15 protein-coding genes are annotated in these 17,595 nt (G+C 69.4%); 12 read left to right on the top strand and 3 right to left on the bottom strand.

Annotation, left to right across the window (positions count from 1 at the left end):
- The first annotated feature begins 8 nt into the window (after positions 1 to 8).
- Genes FVA74_RS09155 through dxr form a run of 3 tightly spaced genes read left to right on the top strand, consistent with a single transcriptional unit; the run spans position 9 to position 2,544 of the window.
- Complete coding sequence (locus FVA74_RS09155; RefSeq protein ID WP_147721784.1) at positions 9 to 485, top strand: OsmC family protein; 477 nt, start codon at positions 9 to 11, stop codon at positions 483 to 485.
- Positions 482 to 1,432, top strand: a complete 951-nt coding sequence (locus FVA74_RS09150) for an FKBP-type peptidyl-prolyl cis-trans isomerase (protein ID WP_147721782.1) — start codon at positions 482 to 484, stop codon at positions 1,430 to 1,432. The genes FVA74_RS09155 and FVA74_RS09150 overlap by 4 nt, the downstream gene beginning before the upstream one ends.
- Positions 1,433 to 1,464: 32 nt before the next feature.
- Complete coding sequence (gene dxr / locus FVA74_RS09145; RefSeq protein WP_147721780.1) at positions 1,465 to 2,544, top strand: 1-deoxy-D-xylulose-5-phosphate reductoisomerase; 1,080 nt, start codon at positions 1,465 to 1,467, stop codon at positions 2,542 to 2,544.
- Positions 2,545 to 2,692: 148 nt separating this feature from the next.
- Here dxr and FVA74_RS09140 read toward each other — a convergent pair whose 3' ends face one another.
- Together FVA74_RS09140 and FVA74_RS09135 are read right to left on the bottom strand one after the other, a co-directional pair.
- Positions 2,693 to 3,193, bottom strand: a complete 501-nt coding sequence (locus FVA74_RS09140; protein ID WP_147721778.1) for a hypothetical protein — start codon at positions 3,191 to 3,193, stop codon at positions 2,693 to 2,695.
- Positions 3,190 to 4,332 carry a serine/threonine-protein kinase gene (locus FVA74_RS09135; protein ID WP_240792186.1) on the bottom strand — a complete coding sequence of 381 codons (1,143 nt, stop codon included), beginning with the start codon at positions 4,330 to 4,332 and terminating at the stop codon, positions 3,190 to 3,192. Before FVA74_RS09135 ends, FVA74_RS09140 begins: the two co-directional genes overlap by 4 nt.
- Before the next feature lie 102 nt (positions 4,333 to 4,434).
- Between FVA74_RS09135 and FVA74_RS09130 the strand changes: the two genes are divergently transcribed.
- The 7 genes from FVA74_RS09130 (at position 4,435) to FVA74_RS09100 (ending at position 14,474) form a co-directional block, all read left to right on the top strand.
- Positions 4,435 to 5,763, top strand: coding sequence for an RIP metalloprotease (locus FVA74_RS09130; RefSeq protein ID WP_240792185.1), 1,329 nt, complete (start codon positions 4,435 to 4,437; stop codon positions 5,761 to 5,763).
- A gap of 166 nt (positions 5,764 to 5,929) precedes the next feature.
- Positions 5,930 to 7,075 carry a flavodoxin-dependent (E)-4-hydroxy-3-methylbut-2-enyl-diphosphate synthase gene (gene ispG, locus FVA74_RS09125; RefSeq protein WP_187266478.1) on the top strand — a complete coding sequence of 382 codons (1,146 nt, stop codon included), beginning with the start codon at positions 5,930 to 5,932 and terminating at the stop codon, positions 7,073 to 7,075.
- 95 nt (positions 7,076 to 7,170) lie between these two features.
- The gene (locus tag FVA74_RS09120; RefSeq protein ID WP_147723148.1) at positions 7,171 to 8,193 is read left to right on the top strand and encodes a 3-oxoacyl-ACP synthase III; all 1,023 of its coding nucleotides are present in this window, start codon (positions 7,171 to 7,173) and stop codon (positions 8,191 to 8,193) included.
- Positions 8,190 to 10,865: an alpha/beta fold hydrolase gene (locus tag FVA74_RS09115; protein WP_147721774.1), complete on the top strand. Its 2,676-nt coding sequence runs from the start codon at positions 8,190 to 8,192 to the stop codon at positions 10,863 to 10,865. The genes FVA74_RS09120 and FVA74_RS09115 overlap by 4 nt, the downstream gene beginning before the upstream one ends.
- A complete protein-coding gene (locus FVA74_RS09110; protein ID WP_147721772.1) occupies positions 10,862 to 11,833 on the top strand; it encodes an NAD(P)-dependent oxidoreductase in 972 nt (323 codons plus the stop codon). The genes FVA74_RS09115 and FVA74_RS09110 overlap by 4 nt, the downstream gene beginning before the upstream one ends.
- Positions 11,834 to 12,005: 172 nt before the next feature.
- Positions 12,006 to 13,775, top strand: coding sequence for a proline--tRNA ligase (locus tag FVA74_RS09105; protein ID WP_147721770.1), 1,770 nt, complete (start codon positions 12,006 to 12,008; stop codon positions 13,773 to 13,775).
- 264 nt (positions 13,776 to 14,039) lie between these two features.
- A complete protein-coding gene (locus FVA74_RS09100; RefSeq protein WP_147721768.1) occupies positions 14,040 to 14,474 on the top strand; it encodes a hypothetical protein in 435 nt (144 codons plus the stop codon).
- A 116-nt stretch (positions 14,475 to 14,590) separates the two neighbouring features.
- Here FVA74_RS09100 and FVA74_RS09095 read toward each other — a convergent pair whose 3' ends face one another.
- Positions 14,591 to 16,057 carry a sodium:alanine symporter family protein gene (locus FVA74_RS09095; RefSeq protein ID WP_147721765.1) on the bottom strand — a complete coding sequence of 489 codons (1,467 nt, stop codon included), beginning with the start codon at positions 16,055 to 16,057 and terminating at the stop codon, positions 14,591 to 14,593.
- 130 nt (positions 16,058 to 16,187) lie between these two features.
- On the opposite strand from FVA74_RS09095, the gene nusA reads away from it, so the two are divergent.
- Together nusA and FVA74_RS09085 are read left to right on the top strand one after the other, a co-directional pair.
- On the top strand, positions 16,188 to 17,183 hold the full coding sequence (gene nusA / locus FVA74_RS09090) for a transcription termination factor NusA (protein WP_147721763.1): 996 nt from the start codon (positions 16,188 to 16,190) through the stop codon (positions 17,181 to 17,183).
- Between the two features lie 32 nt (positions 17,184 to 17,215).
- Entirely contained in the window at positions 17,216 to 17,494 is a 279-nt protein-coding gene (locus FVA74_RS09085; RefSeq protein ID WP_147721761.1) for a YlxR family protein, read from the top strand.
- Positions 17,495 to 17,595 lie beyond the last annotated feature (101 nt).

Here is a 17,595-nt window from a genome sequence, read left to right as displayed (position 1 = left end):
CTGTTCGTGTGAACCTCGAACACCGCTACGCCGTCTCTGTCGAGTGGACCGGGAATCGGGGCTCCGGCACGAGTCACTACCGCGCCTACGGCCGTGACCATATCGTGAGCGCGGCGGGCAAGCACGACATCGAGGGCTCGTCTGACCGCACCTTCCATGGCGACGCGAACCGCTGGAACCCGGAGGAGATGCTGCTCGCGGCACTCAGCCAGTGCCACATGCTGAGCTACCTGCACGTGGCCGCCGCGGCGGGCGTCGTCGTGACGGCATACGCGGATGCGGCCGTCGGCACCATGCGGCAGACGGATGATGGCGGCGGCTCCTTCACCGCGGTCACCCTCAGGCCGGTGGTGACGGTCGCGAGTGCCGAGATGGTGGAGGCCGCCAGCGCGGCACACGCGGAGGCGGCGCGCAGATGCTTCATCGCCTCGTCCGTCAACTTTCCCGTCGGGCACGAGCCGAGCATTGTCGTGGTGGGCTCGTGAGGGCGCGGCGGCTCGTCCTCGCGGCGACGCTCTCGGCAGCTGCGCTCCTGCTCGCAGGCTGCCAGACCCCTCCCGAGCCTGACGAGAACGCCCCCGGCTGCGCGCCAGAGAATGCGTCGCTGGGAGTATCGGCGGAGGGCGAACTCTTCTCGCGCCCCGAGGTCTCCTTCGACACACCCCTGCGCCCCCTGACGACCGAGCGACTCGTCCTCGTCGAGGGTGATGGCCGCCTCGCGGTGCCGGGTTCCCTCGTCACGGTCGAGTTCGTCGCCGTCAATGGCGCAACAGGCGAGCCGGTTGAAGCCTCGGGATACGGTGCGGCGGGTGTGGGTCACACCGTCATTCCCCTCGACCTGACTTCTGCCACGCCTGGCGTACGGCGCGCCCTGCTGTGTTCGACGGCGGGCTCGCGGGTCGCTGCGGTCGTGCACCCGGAGGATGCCGTGGGCCAACGGCTCGTGCCCGGCCTCGGTGCCGACGACCCGCTCGTCTACGTCTTCGACATCGTCGCGGTCGCTCCCGAGGTCGCCGACGGGGAACCCCAGGAGATCGACCCGGCCCTCCCCTCGGTCGATGATTCGCTCGGCGTGCCCCTCGTGACGGTGCCCAACGTGCCTGCGCCGACCGAGCTTGTCTCTGTTCCGGCGCTGCTGGGCGACGGCCCCATCGTGAGGGCGGGCGCGGATGTCACGATCCGCTACAGTTCCGTGCTCTGGCGCAATGGCCTGACGGTCGCGGAGAACTGGAGTGCGCTGCGCCCGGAGCGCGTCGCCCTGTCGGAGTTGCTGCCCGGCGTGGCGCAGGGACTCATCGGCGTGTCGGTCGGGTCCCGTGTCGTCATCGTCATTCCTCCCTCGCTCGGCTATGGTTCCGGCGGTGATGCGACATCGTCGATCACGGGCACAGACACCCTCGTGTGGGTCGTCGACGTGCTCGCGACCACCTAGCATCCGTCCAATAACCAGTCCGGGAGGCCAGAGTGCGTCGCGTCATCATCCTCGGCTCGACCGGCTCGATCGGTGTGCAGGCGCTCGATGTCATCGCGGCGAATCGCGAGCGCTTCGAGGTTGTCGGTCTGACGGCCGGCAGCAACGCGGAGGTGTTGGCCGAGCAGGCGCGGCGCTTTGGCGTGTCACAGACGGCACTGGGCGCTGACGACTCGGTGCGGCTCGTGGAGTCGGTGCAGGCAGACGTCGTGCTCAACGGCATCACGGGTTCGGTCGGCCTCGGCCCCACGCTGGCGGCCCTGCGCTCGGGCGCCTCGCTCGCCCTCGCCAACAAGGAGAGCCTCATCGTGGGCGGGTCGCTGGTGACGGATGCCGCGGCACCGGGCCAGATCGTGCCGGTTGACTCCGAGCACTCCGCGATCGCGCAGGCCCTCGCCTCGGGAACCCGCGCCGAGGTGCGGCGGCTCGTCTTGACGGCATCCGGGGGACCGTTCCGCGGCCGCTCCCGCGAGGAGCTGGCGTCGGTGACTCCCGCGGAGGCGCTCGCGCATCCGACCTGGGACATGGGGCTCGTCGTCACGACGAACTCGTCGACCCTTGTCAACAAGGGGCTCGAGGTGATCGAGGCGCACCTCCTGTTCGACGTGCCCTTCGATGACATCGAGGTGACGGTGCATCCGCAGTCGATCGTGCACTCCATGGTCGAGTTCGTCGACGGCTCGACGATCGCCCAGGCCTCGCCGCCCGACATGAGGCTGCCGATCTCGCTCGGCCTCGACTGGCCGCACCGCGTGCCTGGGGTCGGCGTGCCACTCGACTGGACGATGGCGCAGCAGTGGACCTTCGAGCCGCTCGATTCGGTCGCGTTCCCGGCCGTCGAGCTCGCGAAGCGCGTAGGTCGCGCGGGAAGCACCTATCCCGCGGTGTTCAATGCGGCGAATGAGCAGGCCGTGCAGGCCTTCCACGCCGGCGCGATCGGCTATCTCGACATCCTCGATGTCGTCGAGCGGGTGGTAGACGAGCACGAGCCGCGGGAGATGTCGCTTGAGGGCGTGCTCGAGGCGGAGCGTGCCGCGCGCGAGAGCGCCGACTGCCTCATTGCGCGGCGCTGACGAGGCCAGCGCTGAGGAGCCGGCGCTGAGGAGCCAGCGCTGAGGAGGCCAGCGCTGAGGAGCCAGCGCTGAGGAGGCCAGCGCTGAGGAGCCGGCGCTGAGGGGTTCGGGGGTTCGTGCTGAAGCCCGACGGTGACGGGCGTCCCGCTCAGTCGTTTCCCTTGCCGTTCTTGCCCGGGCCGCCCTTGTTCCCCGGCCCCTTGCCTCCCGGCTCCTCGGGCTTCCCGGGCTTGTCAGGCTTGTCAGGCTTGTCTGGCTTGTCAGGCTTGTCTGGCTTCGCCTTCTCGGGTTCCTTCGGCGCACCCTCGCCACTGGCCGGCTGCGGCTCGGGTTCAGGCTGCTGGGCCGCGATGATCGCGTCGACGTCCTTGCGCACGTGGGCGATGGCCGCCGCGATGGCGTCGTGGCGTGCTTGCGTGACCTGCCCTCGCGCGAGGGCGTCGCCGAGGTCGACCTCGAGGGCGTCGAGCGCGCTGAGTACGGTCGCGTAGTCGGCGGATGTGGCGGCCGCCGTCGCGCCCAGCACCCGCTCCTGGAGGCGCTCCGCCGCCGCGCGGGTGTAGTCGCCCTCGGCGGCGCAGCCGGAGAGTCCGAGGCTCGCCGTGAGGCAGAGGGCCGTTGCGGCGACGATGGCACGGATGCGCGTCACGGTTCGACGCTCCTCTGCAATTGTTCAAGGCTCTCGCCGAGTTCGCCCTCCACGGCGGGGTAGGAGGGCGCGGCTGGGGTCGCTGGGCGCGACTGGAGGGCGACGGTGACCACCGTCACCACGAGGATGAGGGCGGCGACGATGGCGACGCAGAGCAGCACCCGGCGGCGCTGGCTCGGGCGCCTTGCATCCCTCGCCTCCTGCTCCTCGGCAACGTTCTCGGGCGTCGTCGCCTCGGCGACCGGGAACGGCAGGGTCGGGTCGACGGAAGCCGCGGGGTGCAGCGCTTGGGTCGCCTCCGTCAGCGGGCGTGACGCGAGCTGGGAGAGCCGTTCCGCCGCATCGAGCCCAGTGAGCCGTTGCTCTGGATCACGCGTCGTCATGAGGCTCAGCACCTCGGTCCATTCGGGGTCGAGTCCCGCCGGCACGTGGGGGTCACGATGGATCCGGGCAGCCATGGACTCCGCGGCGGTCCCCGGGAATGCACGCTCGCCCGTGAGCGCTTCGAGCAACACGAGCCCGAGCGAGTAGAAGTCGCTCGCGCCCGTGAGGGGAGCGCCGAGTGCCTGCTCGGGTGAGAAGTACCCGGCGCTGCCGAGCACGGTGCCGGTCGCAGTGAGCCGGGCCCCGTCGACGATGCGGGCGATGCCGAAGTCGGCGAGTTTGGCGGGCGCGCCGGTCGCCTCACCATCGCGCCGCGGGAGCAGGATGTTGCCTGGCTTGACGTCGCGATGAACGACCCCGCGGGAGTGCGTGTAGGTGAGTGCCTCCGCGAGGTGCCGGCCGATGACGGCGACCTCGGTCGGCGGCAGGGGACCCTCCAGCAGCCGCGTTCTCAGGTCGTGGCCGTCGATCAGTTCCATGACGAGGAACGCGCAGTCGGCGCCCTCGTCCGTCGCGGCGTCGAACAGGGTGACGAGGCCGGGGTGGCTGAGGCTCGCGAGCAGCTGCACCTCCTCGCGGTGCCGCGTGAGGCCCTCCGCGTCGGTGAGGCCGTGCGCGAGCACCTTCACGGCGACATCCCTCCCCAGCGCCTCATCCGTGGCGCGGTGCACGGTCGACATCCCGCCCCGGCCCAGCTCATGGGAGAGGCGGTATCGGCCGCCGAGGAGGGTGTCGTCGGCTCGCAGCGTCGTCACGTCTCAACTCCTCATGCTGGCTCTCGGGGTCATGCTAACCCCGCCACGCGAAGGCCCACAGGGGCACAGCTGGCGCAGGGGACCGGCGGGTATCCTCGGACAGTGGAATCCGTCTTGCTCTACATCGTGGGCGTCATCGTCATCGTCATCGGCCTTGCACTGTCGATCGCGCTGCACGAGGTTGGGCACCTGGTGCCGGCCAAGCTCTTCGGTGTGCGCGTCGGCCAGTACATGATCGGCTTCGGCCCAACCCTGTGGTCCCGGCGCCGCGGCGAGACCGAATACGGCATCAAGGCGATTCCCCTCGGCGGCTACATCTCGATGTCTGGCATGTACCCGCCAGCGGCGGAGGGCGGTCGCGCGCGCGAGTCGAGCACCGGTTTCTTCCAGACCCTCGTGCAGGATGCGCGGGTCGCGAGTGCCGAGACGATCGCACCGGGCGAGGACACCCGCGCCTTCTATCGCCTGCCGGTGTGGAAGCGCATCGTCATCATGCTGGGCGGGCCCTTCATGAACCTCCTGATCGCCCTCGTGCTCTTCATGGTCGTGCTGTCAGCCTTCGGGGTGCAGCAGCCGAGCACGACGATCGGCTCGGTCGCGGAGTGCATGGTTCCCGCCGGCTCAGCCCAGGACGAGTGCGATGCGGATGCGCCGACCGCCCCTGCAGCCGAGGCGGGCGTGCTCCCCGGCGACCGGATGCTCAGCGTCGACGGGACCCCCGTGACGTCCTGGGAGCAGGCGAGCGCGATCTTCCGCGAATCGCCGGACGAGACGCTCGAGCTCGTCGTCGAGAGGGACGGCAAGCCGCAGGCCCTCGAGATCACCCCGTTCCTCAACGAGCGCTACGTCTTCGATGAGGACGGCATGGCCGTCGAGGGAACTGACGGCGAACTGCTCACCGAGGATGTCGGCATGGTCGGCATCACCGCCGCCTACGAGCTCGTGCGCCAGCCCATCACAGCCGCGTTTCCCCAGGTGTGGAACAACACGGTCGCGGTGGCGCAGGTCATCCTGAACCTGCCGCAGCGGCTCGTCGATGTCGCTGAGGCGGCCTTCGGCCCGGAGGAACGGGACCCCAACGGGCCGCTCTCGGTCGTCGGCGTCGGCCGCATCGCGGGCGAGATCACGACGGTCGACACGATTCCCGTCGTCGAGCGCCTGAGCTTTCTCATCGGGCTCGTCGCATCCGTCAACGTCGCCCTCTTCGTCTTCAACCTCGTGCCGCTCATGCCGCTCGATGGCGGCCATGTGCTGGGCGCACTGTGGGAGGGCCTGCGCCGCCGGCTCGCGAAGCTCTTCGGCCGCCGCGACCCGGGCCCGGTCGACACGGCAAAGCTCATTCCGCTCACGCTCGCGGTCGCGGTGCTGCTGGGGCTCATGAGCGTGCTGCTCATCTACGCCGACATCGTCAAGCCAATCACGATCCTCTAGTCGTGGCGCGCGGGTTCACCCCGCTGGCACCACAGCTCGGAGCAGCGCACCCGATATCGGCGAACGCGGGCGCGATCCCCGGAGAGCACGTGGGGGACCCAATACAGCGAATGCCCAGCGTGCGGCATCTCAGGCCCTGCAAGGCAGGGCCGCGTAGACTTGGGGCGTGGCTGCCATCAATCTCGGAATGCCGAGAATCCCCGAAGTACTCGCTCCCCGTCGCAAGACCCGCCAGCTCGCCGTGGGCAATGTGCTCGTGGGCGGCGACGCCCCCGTGAGCGTGCAGTCGATGACGACGACGCAGACCACCAACATCAACGCTACCCTCCAGCAGATCGCGGAGCTCACGGCGGCCGGCTGCGACATCGTGCGTGTCGCGGTACCGCACCAGGACGACGCCGACGCGCTCAAGATCATCGCCAAGAAGAGCCAGATCCCGGTCATCGCCGACATCCACTTCCAGCCGCGCTACGTCTACGCGGCGATCGAGGCGGGCGTGGGCGCCGTGCGCGTCAACCCCGGCAACATCAAGAAGTTCGATGACCAGGTCGCGCAGATCGCCAAAGAGGCGAAGGATGCCGGCGTGAGCATCCGAATCGGCGTCAATGCCGGTTCGCTCGACCCGCGCCTGCTGCAGAAGTACGGCAAAGCCACCCCGGAGGCGCTCGTCGAGAGCGCCGTGTGGGAGGCGAGCCTCTTCGAGGAGCACGACTTCCACGACTTCAAGATCTCGGTCAAGCACAACGACCCCGTCGTCATGGTCAAGGCCTACCGACTCCTTGCCGAGCGCGGCGACTGGCCGCTCCACCTCGGCGTCACGGAGGCCGGCCCTGCCTTCCAGGGCACGATCAAATCGGCGACCGCGTTCGGAATCCTGCTCTCGGAGGGCATCGGCGACACGATCCGCGTCTCGCTCAGCGCCCCGCCCGTCGAGGAGGTCAAGGTCGGCCTGCAGATCCTGCAGTCACTCAACCTGCGCGAGCGCAAGCTCGAGATCGTCTCCTGCCCGAGCTGCGGCCGCGCCCAGGTCGACGTCTACTCGCTCGCGGACGAGGTGACGGAGGGGCTCAAGCACGTGACGGTGCCACTGCGCGTCGCGGTCATGGGCTGCGTCGTGAACGGACCGGGTGAGGCCCGCGAGGCCGACCTGGGCGTCGCATCCGGCAACGGCAAGGGCCAGATCTTCGTCAAGGGCGAGGTCATCAAGACGGTGCCGGAGTCGGAGATCGTGGCGACGCTCATCGAGGAGGCCGCGCGCCTCGCGGAAGCCATGCCCGGCGAGCTCGGCTCGCCCGAGGTCGTCACCGCCTGAGCGGGCACCGCCATTCAGGCGACGTCCAGCATCTTCGGAGGCGTCCCGGCATAGCGTCAGGTCATATGAGGACCAGCGCGAGTGCAGAGCAGAAGATGGGTGGCAACGCCACATTCCGACACGGGAATACATCCCTGCTCTCGGTGACGACGACGACTGCGCCCGTCGTCGTGACCTCCGAGGAGATCGACGATCGGCTGAGCGCGTCGCTGCGCCGACTGCGCCTTCCCAAGGGTCTCCTGCAGCGTGTGGCCGGCGTCATGGAGCGCCGGCAGTGGGATTCGACTATGACCTTCGTCGAGGCGGCGACGGATGCTGCGGCTCGCGCGCTCGCGGAGGCGAAGGTGGATCCCTCCGAGGTTGGGCTCATGATCAACACCTCGGTGACGCGCAAGCACCTCGAGCCCTCCGTCGCGGTCAGCATCCACCACGGGCTCGGCCTGCCGTCATCCGCCATGAACTTCGATATCACGAACGCGTGCCTCGGCTTCGTCAACGGCATGACGCTCGCGGCCCAACTGATCGAGTCGGGCCAGATCAAGTACGCCGTGATCGTCGACGGGGAGGACGCCGACGAGCTGCACCTGAACACGCTCGAGCGCCTCTCGGGTTCCGGGCTCACGAAGGACGAGTTCGTTGAGGAGTTCGCGAGCCTCACGCTCGGATCCGGTGCGGCCGCGGCCGTGCTCGGGCCGAGCGACCTGCACCCGGAGGGTCACCGCATCCTGGGCGGCATCACGCGCTCCGCGACGCAGCACCACAACCTCTGTGTCGGCGACGTCAAGGGCATGTTCACGGATGCCAAGCGCCTGCTCGCGAGTGGCATGGAACTCGTCATGGATGCCTGGAACGAGGCCAAGCGCGACTGGGACTGGGGCCGGATGGACCGCTACATCACGCACCAGGTATCGGCCGTGCACACGGGCGGCATCATCAAGGCGGCGGGGCTTGACCGTTCCCGCGTGCCCGTCACCTATCCCACACTCGGCAATGTCGGACCTGCGTCGCTGCCGATCACCCTCGCGATGGAGGCGCCAAAGCTCAAGCGCGGCGACCGTGTGCTGTGCATGGGGGTCGGTTCCGGCCTCAACACGGCCATGACCGAGATCGCGTGGTGAGCGGCTCAGCCGTGGCGTCGCCCGCGACGCTCCCTCCCGCTGGCCTGCCGGGCCTTGGTGCCTCCTTCTCGAGGCTCGTCGAGGTGCCCTCGCACACGGGTGGCAGCCACACGTGGCACGTGCTCGACAACGCCTCCCGCCTCGAGGCGCTGGGCGTGACGGCTGTCGGCACGATCCTGTGCGTGCACGGCAATCCGACCTGGTCCTACCTGTGGCGTGGCCTGCTGACGGCGGCGACGGATGCCGCGGAGTCGGGTGCGACGGCATGGCGTGTCGTCGCGGTCGACCAGCTGGAGATGGGCTTCTCCGAGCGCACGGGCACGATGCGACGCCTCGCCGATCGCGTCGCGGACCTCGGCGACCTCACCGACGCCCTGGGCTTGGACGGCCCCGTCGTCACGCTCGGCCACGACTGGGGCGGCACGGTGTCGCTCGGCTGGGCTGTCGAGCACCGCGAGCAGCTCGCGGCGGTGATGTCGCTCAACACGGCCGTGCACCAGCCAGAGAACGCCCCCATCCCGGCGCCCCTGCGCTTCGCCCTCCAGCGTCCCGTGCGGCACGCCGGGACGGTGCAGGCACCCGCATTCCTCGAGGTCTCGCTCGGCCTCGCCCACCCGCCCCTGTCGCGGCCGGTGCGTGCCGCCTTCGCCGCCCCCTATGGCAGCGCCGAGCGGCGCCGTGGAATTGGGGACTTCGTCGCCGACATCCCCGTCGACCCGAGTCATCCGAGTTTTCCGGCGCTCGAGCGCATCGCAGAGGGGCTCCGGACGCTCGACGTTCCCGCGCTGTTGCTGTGGGGCCCGCGCGATCCCATCTTCAGTGACCGCTACCTCGCCGACCTCGTCGACCGGATGCCGCACGCCGACGTGCACCGCTTCGAGGGCACCGGCCACCTCGTGGCGGAGGACGCCGACTATGTGTCGCCCGTGCTGCGCTGGCTCGACGAGAAGGTGGCCGCGCCCTCGCAGACCGGATCGGGGGAGCGGTCAGCGCCGCTGGAGCAGGAGCAGGAGCATCCGCCGCTCTGGTCCCGGCTCGACTACCTCCGCGACAGCGAGGGCACCGCCCTCGTCGAGATGGCCCCGCGCGGCCGCCGCACCCCGCGCGCCATCAGCTGGCGGATGCTCGCCCGCCGGGTTGATGAGCTCGCGGCCGGTCTCGTGGCGCACGGCGTGCGAAAGGGCGACCGCGTCTCGGTGCTCGTGCCAGCGGGCGCCGACCTGACGGCCGTGCTCTACGCCTGCCTGCGCATCGGCGCAATCGTCGTCGTGGCCGACGCGGGCCTCGGGGTCGCGGCACTCAGCAGGGCGGTGAGGGGGTCGTGGCCCGACCACGTCATCGGCATCCAGAAGGCGCTCGTCGCGGCGCGCGCGCTCGGCTGGCCGGGACAGAAGTTCTCGACGCGCAGGCTCGACGCTCCCGTCGCCCGCGCACTCGGCGTCACCGCCTCGCTCGCCGATCTCGCGGATGTCGGGCGGCGCAACCTCGAGCTGCCGGAGCCACCCAGCCCCGACGACCTGGCCGCGATCCTCTTCACCTCGGGGTCGACGGGCCCGCCCAAGGGGGTCGCCTACACCCACCGCCAGCTCTCGGCGCTCACGGCGGTGCTGCGGGAGCAGTACAGGGTGACGCCCGGCACTGGCCTCGTCGCGGGCTTCGCGCCCTTCGCCCTGCTCGGCCCGGCCCTCGGGGCGACCTCCGTCACGCCCGACATGGATGTCACGGCTCCCTCGACCCTCACTGCGACCGCGGTCGCTGACGCCGTCGCGGCCGTGGATGCGCGGATCGTCTTCGCCTCGCCAGCTGCGCTCGCGAACGTGCTGCAGACGGCTGAGCGCCTGGAGTCGCGCCACCGTGAGGCACTCGGAGGGGTCACGACACTCCTCTCCGCGGGGGCCCCGCTCTCCGCGAACCTCCTGGAGCGCGTGCAGCAGCTCGTGCCCGCCGCGAGCATCCACACCCCCTACGGCATGACGGAGGGACTCCTGCTCACCGACATCACGCTCGAGGGCATCCGGGAGGTGTCCGAGCTGGATGCTGCGGAACAGGGCGGCGTGTGCGTCGGCGTGCCCGCGGCATCCGCTCGGGTGCTCATCAGTCCGCTCGATGCTGACGGTCGCGCGACCGGCGCTCCCGTCGACGTCCCGGGCGTGACGGGCGAGATCGTCGTCTCGGCGCCCCACCTGCGTGACCACTACGACCGGCTTTGGGCCACCCAGTCGGCGAGTGAGGCACCGGATGCCTCGGAGTCCGGCCGCTGGCATCGCACGGGCGACATCGGCCACCTCGACACTGAGGGCAGGCTCTGGGTCGAGGGGCGGCTGCCCCACGTCATCGTCACGGCGGAGGGCGTCGTCACGCCCGTCGGCGTCGAACAGCGGGCGGAACGCGTCGAGCAGCTCTCGCGCGCCGCCGCCGTCGGTGTGGGGCCGCGAGGAACCCAGCAGCTCGTCGTCGTGGCCGAGACCGATCCGGCGTGCCACCGCCCCCGTGTCGCGAGCGCCGACCTCACGCGCGCGGTGCGCGAGGCGGTCGGCCGGCCCCTCGCGGCCGTGCTGCTCGTGCCACACCTGCCGACAGACATCCGCCACAACTCCAAGATCGACCGCGCGGCGCTCGCCGAATGGGCGGGCGAGGTGCTGGCGGGCAAGCGGATGCGACGGCCCGCATGAGGGTGCTGGTCACGGGGGCGAGCGGCGCCCTCGGCGGTGATGTCGCCAGGGCGCTCCTGACGGCGGGCCATGACGTGCGCACCTTCCAGCGTCGCCACTCGGGCATCGACGGTGTCGAGGATGTGCTCGGCAGTGTCACGGATGCTGCGGCCCGCGACCGCGCGACCGCGGGCATGGATGCCGTCGTGCACCTCGCCGCGAAGGTCTCGATGGCCGGCGATCCGGCCGAGTTCGAGACCGTCAACGTCGAGGGCACGCGCGGGCTCCTCGACTCGGCCCGGCGCGCCGGCGTCTCACGATTCGTGCACGTCTCCTCGCCCTCGGTCGCGCACGCGGGCGAGGCCATCATGGGCGAGGGTGCCGAGCCAGCCGACCCCGAGCGTGCCAACGGTGACTACGCCCGAACCAAGGCGCGGGGTGAGCTGATTGCGCTCGCCGCCGACGCCCCAGGCTTTGCGGTCGTCGTCGTGCGTCCCCACCTCGTGTGGGGTCCGGGCGACGAGCAGCTCATCGGGCGCATCGTCGAGCGGGCGCGCCAGGGCAGGCTCCCGCTGCTGGGCTCGGGTGCCGCACTCATCGACACGACCTACCGCGACAACGCGACATCCGCTCTCCTGGCGGCGCTCAACCGGGCGGAGGGGGCCCACGGGCGCTCCTTCGTCGTGACGAACGGGGAACCGCGCACGATCGCCGAGCTCTTCGAGCGCATCTGCCGCGCCGCGGGCGTCGAGCCTCCCCGCTGGAGCATCCCGCCGCGGGTGGCTCGCGCGGCCGGCGGCGTTGTCGAGAGCGTGTGGCGGGTGCGCCCTGGGGAGGACGAACCGCCCATGACGCGCTTCCTCGCCGAGCAGCTCTCGACGGCCCACTGGTTCGACCAGCGCGAGACCCGCGCCGCCCTCGGCTGGACGCCGCACATCTCCCTCGACGAGGGCTTCGACCGCCTCGCCGCCTCCTACCGCGCCACCTAACCTTCCCAACTCAGGAGCGTGCCCACCCAACTCAGGAGCTTGCCCTTCCAACTCAGGAGCCGGCGCTCCCAACTCAGGAGCCGGCGCTCCCAATTCAGGAGCCGGCTCTCCCAATTCAGGATGCTCGGCCCACCGTCCCGAATCGTGTGAGGGCGGCGGTAAGTTTGTAGTCGTGTCTACACGCCTCTCCCAACTCTTTGTCCGCACCCTCCGCGAGGACCCGGTCGACGCGGAGGTGACGAGCCACAGGCTCCTCGTCCGCGCCGGCTACATCCGACGCCAGGCCCCGGGGGTCTTCTCCTGGCTGCCGCTCGGTCTCAAGGTGCGCCGCAAGGTCGAGAAGGTCGTGCGCGAGGAGATGGAGGCGGCGGGCGCCCAGGAGGTGCTCTTCCCCGCACTCCTGCCGCGCGAGCCCTACGAGGCGACCGGTCGCTGGACCGAGTACGGCGACAACCTCTTCCGCCTCAAGGACCGCAAGGGCGCCGACTACCTGCTCGCGCCCACGCACGAGGAGGTCTTCACCCTCGCGGTCAAGGACCTCTACTCGAGCTACAAAGACCTGCCGCTCACGATCTTCCAGATCCAGGACAAGTACCGCGATGAGGCTCGCCCTCGCGCGGGCATCCTCCGCGGCCGCGAGTTCTCGATGAAGGACGCGTACTCCTTCGACTACACCGACGAGGGCCTGGATGTCTCGTACCAGGCGCAGCGTGACGCCTACGAGCGCATCTTCGCGCGCCTCGGCCTCGAGGTTGTCATCGTGCAGGCGGATGCCGGGGCCATGGGTGGCTCGCGCAGCGAGGAGTTCCTGCACCCCACGCCCATCGGCGAAGACACCTTCGTGCGTTCGGCGGGCGGCTACGCGGCCAACGTCGAGGCCTTCGCGACGACGCCGCCCGAGCCGCTGCCCTTCGACGAGCACGGCACCCCGACCGTCTTCGATTCGCCCAACACGCCCACGATCGAGACGCTCGTCGCGCTCGTCAACGAGCGTCACCCGCGCGAGGACCGCCCCTGGACGGCCGCCGACACCCTCAAGAACGTCGTGCTGGCGCTCGTCTCGCCCGAGGGTGCGCGCGAGCTTGTTGTCGTGGGACTCCCTGGTGACCGTGAGGTCGACATGAAGCGCGCCGAGGCGGCCTTCGCGCCAGCCGAGGTCGAGGCGGCGACCGACGCCGACTTCGCCAAGAACCCGCTGCTCGTGCGCGGCTACATCGGCCCCTGGTCCGCCGAGGGACCCGTGCTGGGCGAGGCCTCCTTCACGGGCATCCGTTACCTCCTCGACCCGCGGGTCGTCGAGGGCACCCAGTGGGTCACGGGCGCGAACGAGCCCGAGAAGCACGTGCTGGGCCTCACCGCGGGCCGCGACTTCATCTCCGACGAGATCGTCGACATCGCCGAGGTGCGCGAGGGCGACGAGGCTCCGGATGGTTCGGGGCCCGTCGAGCTCGCCCGCGGCATGGAGCTCGGCCACGTGTTCCAGCTCGGCCGCAAGTATGCGGAGGCACTGGGCCTCAAGGTGCTTGACGAGAACGGCAAGCTCGTGACGGTCACGATGGGCTCCTACGGCATCGGCGTCACGCGCGCCCTCGCCGCGATCGCGGAGCTCAACAACGACGGCCGCGGCCTCATCTGGCCCCGCTCGGTCGCGCCCTTCGACGTGCACGTCGTCGCGGCGACGAAGGACGAGACCGTCTATGGCGTCGCGGAGCAGCTCGTCGCCGACCTCGAGGCGACGGGGGCCGACGTGCTCTTCGACGACCGGCTCAAGGTCTCACCGGGCGTCAAGTTCGGCGACGCGGAGCTCATCGGCGTGCCGATCATCGTCGTGGTCGGTAAGGGCGCTGCGGATGGCACGGTCGAGCTCTGGGACCGTCGCACGGGCGTCAAGACCCCCACCCCGATCGCTGAGCTCGTCGAGGCCTACAAGTCCCTCGACTGAGCCCACTCCTGGGGCGCGCTCAGCCGCCGCCCTCGAATGAACGAGTTTCGGACAGATGATCGCGCCGCGGCGCAGTCATCTGCCCGAAACCCCATCATCCGTCGCGCGCGGGCCGAGTATGGATGCCCGCGCAGTCCGAGGCGTTGTCAACGCGCGGCCGCCACAGTTTCCGTCCCACGCTGCTGAAGATGCTGTAGCGCGAGACGGAAACGGTAGCGCTGACGGCCCTGTCGCCCCTGTGGCACTCCCCGCTAGGCTCGCGCCATGCTCGTCTTCAGGCGCTATCGGCGGATGCTCCTACCATCGCTCCTCGTGGCGGTGGCCGCCGGAATCGCGGTCGGCTTCGTCTTTGCCGGCGGCTATCGCACCGTTGAGGGCGTGGTTGGTGTGACGCTCTTCGCGACCGCGATCGGTCTCGCGACCGCCTTCTGGGCTCTTCTGGGAGCATTCACGGCCGTCTGGGTAGGCGATCGCCGACTTGAGAAGCGCGGCTCGCTTCGCGTGACCCTTGCCGCCGTCGGGTCGGGCGTCGCGGTGGCGGGATCCGCGGTGGTGCTGACCGCGCTGGACCGCGCCGCAGGGGGAAGCGACTGGACCATCGCCTACCTCTCGGTCGGCGGGATATGCACGGTCGTGGCCGCAGCATCCGCGGGTTTCATGGCGCGCTCCGTGGAGTCCCGCGCCCGCATCGATGCCTAGCGCGACGCCCTCGCGGATGACCTGGTTTCGGGCAGATGACAGCGCCGCGGCGCGATCATCTGCCCGAAACCCAGTCATCCGTCGCAAAAAGTCCAGCGGGCGCGCCCGCACGATCGCTACCGCCGCCGTGACGCGCGCGGCACCGCGACCGGCCCCGTGACCGTGTCGGGGTCCAGCCAGAACTCGACGTTCTTGAGCCCCGGCACCTGGTCCTGCGTGAAGACGGGGTCCTTGCCGGCGCGCCGCTGTTCGCTGTAGTTGCGAAGCAGCTTGAATGCGATGCCCGAGAGGAGCGCGATCGCGACAAGGTTGACGAGCGCCATGACGCCCATCATCCCGTCGGCCATCGTCCAGATGAGCGAGGTGGATGCCACGGAGCCGCCAAGCACGGCGACGATGGCGAGTGCGCGGTAGCCCGTGAGCACCTTGGTGCTGGTGGTGATGAACTCGATGTTCGCCTCGCCGTAGTAGTAGTTGCCGAGGATGGAGCTGAAGGCGAGCAGGAAGATGATGACGCTCAGCAGCACGGATGCCCATGACCCGAGGTTCGCGACCATGGCGTCCTGCGTCGTGCTGATGCCCGCCTCGAGGGAACCGAGATCGGGGTTCGAGACGAGGATGATGAATGCCGTGATGGAGCAGACAAGGAAGGTGTCGAAGTAGACGCCGAGGGTCTGCACGAGTCCCTGCTTGACGGGGTGGGTCACGGCGGCGGACGCACCGGCGTTGGGCGCCGACCCGAGTCCGGCCTCATTGGAGAACATGCCGCGCTGCACGCCGGTCAGGATGATCGTGCCGATGAGCCCGCCCGCGACCTCCTGGAATCCGAAGGCACCCGAGAAGATCTGCCCGAACACGCGCGGCACTTCGCCGATGTTGAGGCCGACGATGACGATGCCGACGGCGAGGTAGATGAGGGCCATGGTCGGCACGACCGACTGGGTGACGGATGCGATGCGACGGATGCCGCCGAAGACGACGAGGCCAGTCAGCACGGCGAGCGCGAGGCCGACGGTCCAGGCGACGGTCGTGGTTTCGCCGCCGAAGGTCGACGAGATGCTCGCGCTGATGGTGTTGGCCTGCAGGGAGCTGAATGCGAAGGGGAAGCAGATGATGAGCACGACGGCGAAGAGGATGCCGGCCCAGCGGGCTCCGAGGCCGCGCTCGATGTAATACGCCGGTCCGCCGCGGAAGGCGTCGCGGTCCTTGACCTTGTAGAGCTGCCCCAGGGTCGACTCGACGAAGCTCGTAGAGCCGCCGATGAAGCCCATCAACCACATCCAGAACACTGCCCCAGGCCCACCGACAGCGATGGCCGTGCCAACGCCCGCGATGTTGCCGACGCCGACGCGGGATGCCGCCGAGACCGTGAACGCCTGGAAGGCGCTGATCGACTGCGGCTTCCCGGAGGCATCGGTTGGCGTCTTGTTGGTGAGGGTGCGGATCATGTCGGGGATCATCCGGAACTGCACGACGCCTGTGCGAATGGTGAAGTAGATCCCCAGCCCGACGACGATGGGGAGCACGATGAACGTCCACAGTTGGCCACCGACGGCCCCGATGATCTCCTCGAGTGTGTCCATGCGGCAAACGGTAGTCACGCAGGCTCCTCTCCGGGAGGTCTCGGCGAATATTCACGCGAGTCTCCGGTACCGTAGTCGTGGACCTGCGTGGTGGTTGCGCGGGCGGAGAGCTGAATAGTGGAGGTCCTCGGTGGACATTGACCTGAGCGTGTTGCGACTGATGGAGCGCGAGCGCGAGATCCCCTTCGAGGAGCTTGTCCAGATCATCGAACAAGCGATTCTCACGGCATACCTCAAGCACACTGCACCTGCGGATGCCAAGACCGACGACCCGGGTCGCGCCCGCGTTGAGCTCGACCGCAAGACGGGCCACGTGAGTGTCTTCGTTCCCGAATTCGACGACGACGGCAACGTCATCGGCGAGGCGGAGGACAGCCCGAGCGACTTCGGCCGCATCGCTGCCTTCGCGGCCAAGCAGGTCATCAACCAGCGACTCCGGGACATTGCGGATGACGCGGTGCTCGGTGAGTTCAAGGCACGCGAGGGCGACATCGTCGCCGGCGTCGTGCAGCAGGGCCCCAACCCCCGCATGATCCACGTGGACCTCGGCACGATCGAGGCGATCCTGCCGCCCGAGGAGCAGGTGCCCGGCGAGGACTACGCCCACGGCTCGCGCCTCCGGGTCTACGTGACGAGCGTGAGCAAGGGGCTCAAGGGTCCGCAGATCACCGTCTCGCGCACCCATCCCTCGCTCGTGCGCAAGCTCTTCGCGCTTGAGGTGCCGGAGATCGCGAGCGGCATTGTCGAGATCGTCTCCCTCGCTCGCGAGGCTGGGCACCGCACGAAGATCGCCGTGAAGGCCAACGAGCCGGGCATCAACGCGAAGGGTGCCTGCATCGGCGAGTTGGGGCAGCGCGTGCGCGCCGTCACGGCGGAACTCAACAACGAGAAGATCGACATCGTCGACTTCTCCGATGACCTCGCGACCTTCGTGTCGAACGCGCTCTCGCCCGCCAAGGTGAGTTCGGCGTTCGTGATCGACCAGTCGACGAAGGCGGTGCGGGCGCTTGTTCCCGACTACCAGCTCTCGCTCGCGATCGGCAAGGAGGGCCAGAACGCCCGCCTCGCCGCGAAGCTGACTGGCGCGCGCATCGACATCCAGCCCGACAGCATCCTCGAAGACTGAACCCGGAGGAGCCACAGGCTCAAGGGGGTAGTATGGAACCCGTAAGAACGTGCCTCGGCTGCCGTGGGCGTGCTCCTGCTTCCTCCCTTGTGAGGTTCGTGGCGCGCGACGGCATGGTGGTGGCGGATGCTTCGGCGTCGCTTCCCGGTCGTGGTGCCTGGTTGCATCCCACTGTGGAATGCGTCGACAGTTCCCTCAAGCGCAGGGCCTTCGGGCGGGCGTTGAGGGCTGGCGGGGCACTCGATACATCCGGGGTCAAGCAGTCCGTCCTTGCACTTCACCAGTCGGAGCCTCCCCATGGGGCTCCCTAACGAAACGGCTGAACGAAACAGTGACACACAATGCGTGACAACTAATGAGCGGCTCGAAATGAGACCCGTACTCAAGTGATGGCCTGCTCCTGTCCGGAGTA

The organism is Salinibacterium sp. dk2585, from assembly GCF_008001035.1.
Classification (GTDB): Bacteria; Actinomycetota; Actinomycetes; order Actinomycetales; family Microbacteriaceae; genus Homoserinimonas.
This window is presented reverse-complemented; position numbering and strand designations above follow the sequence as displayed.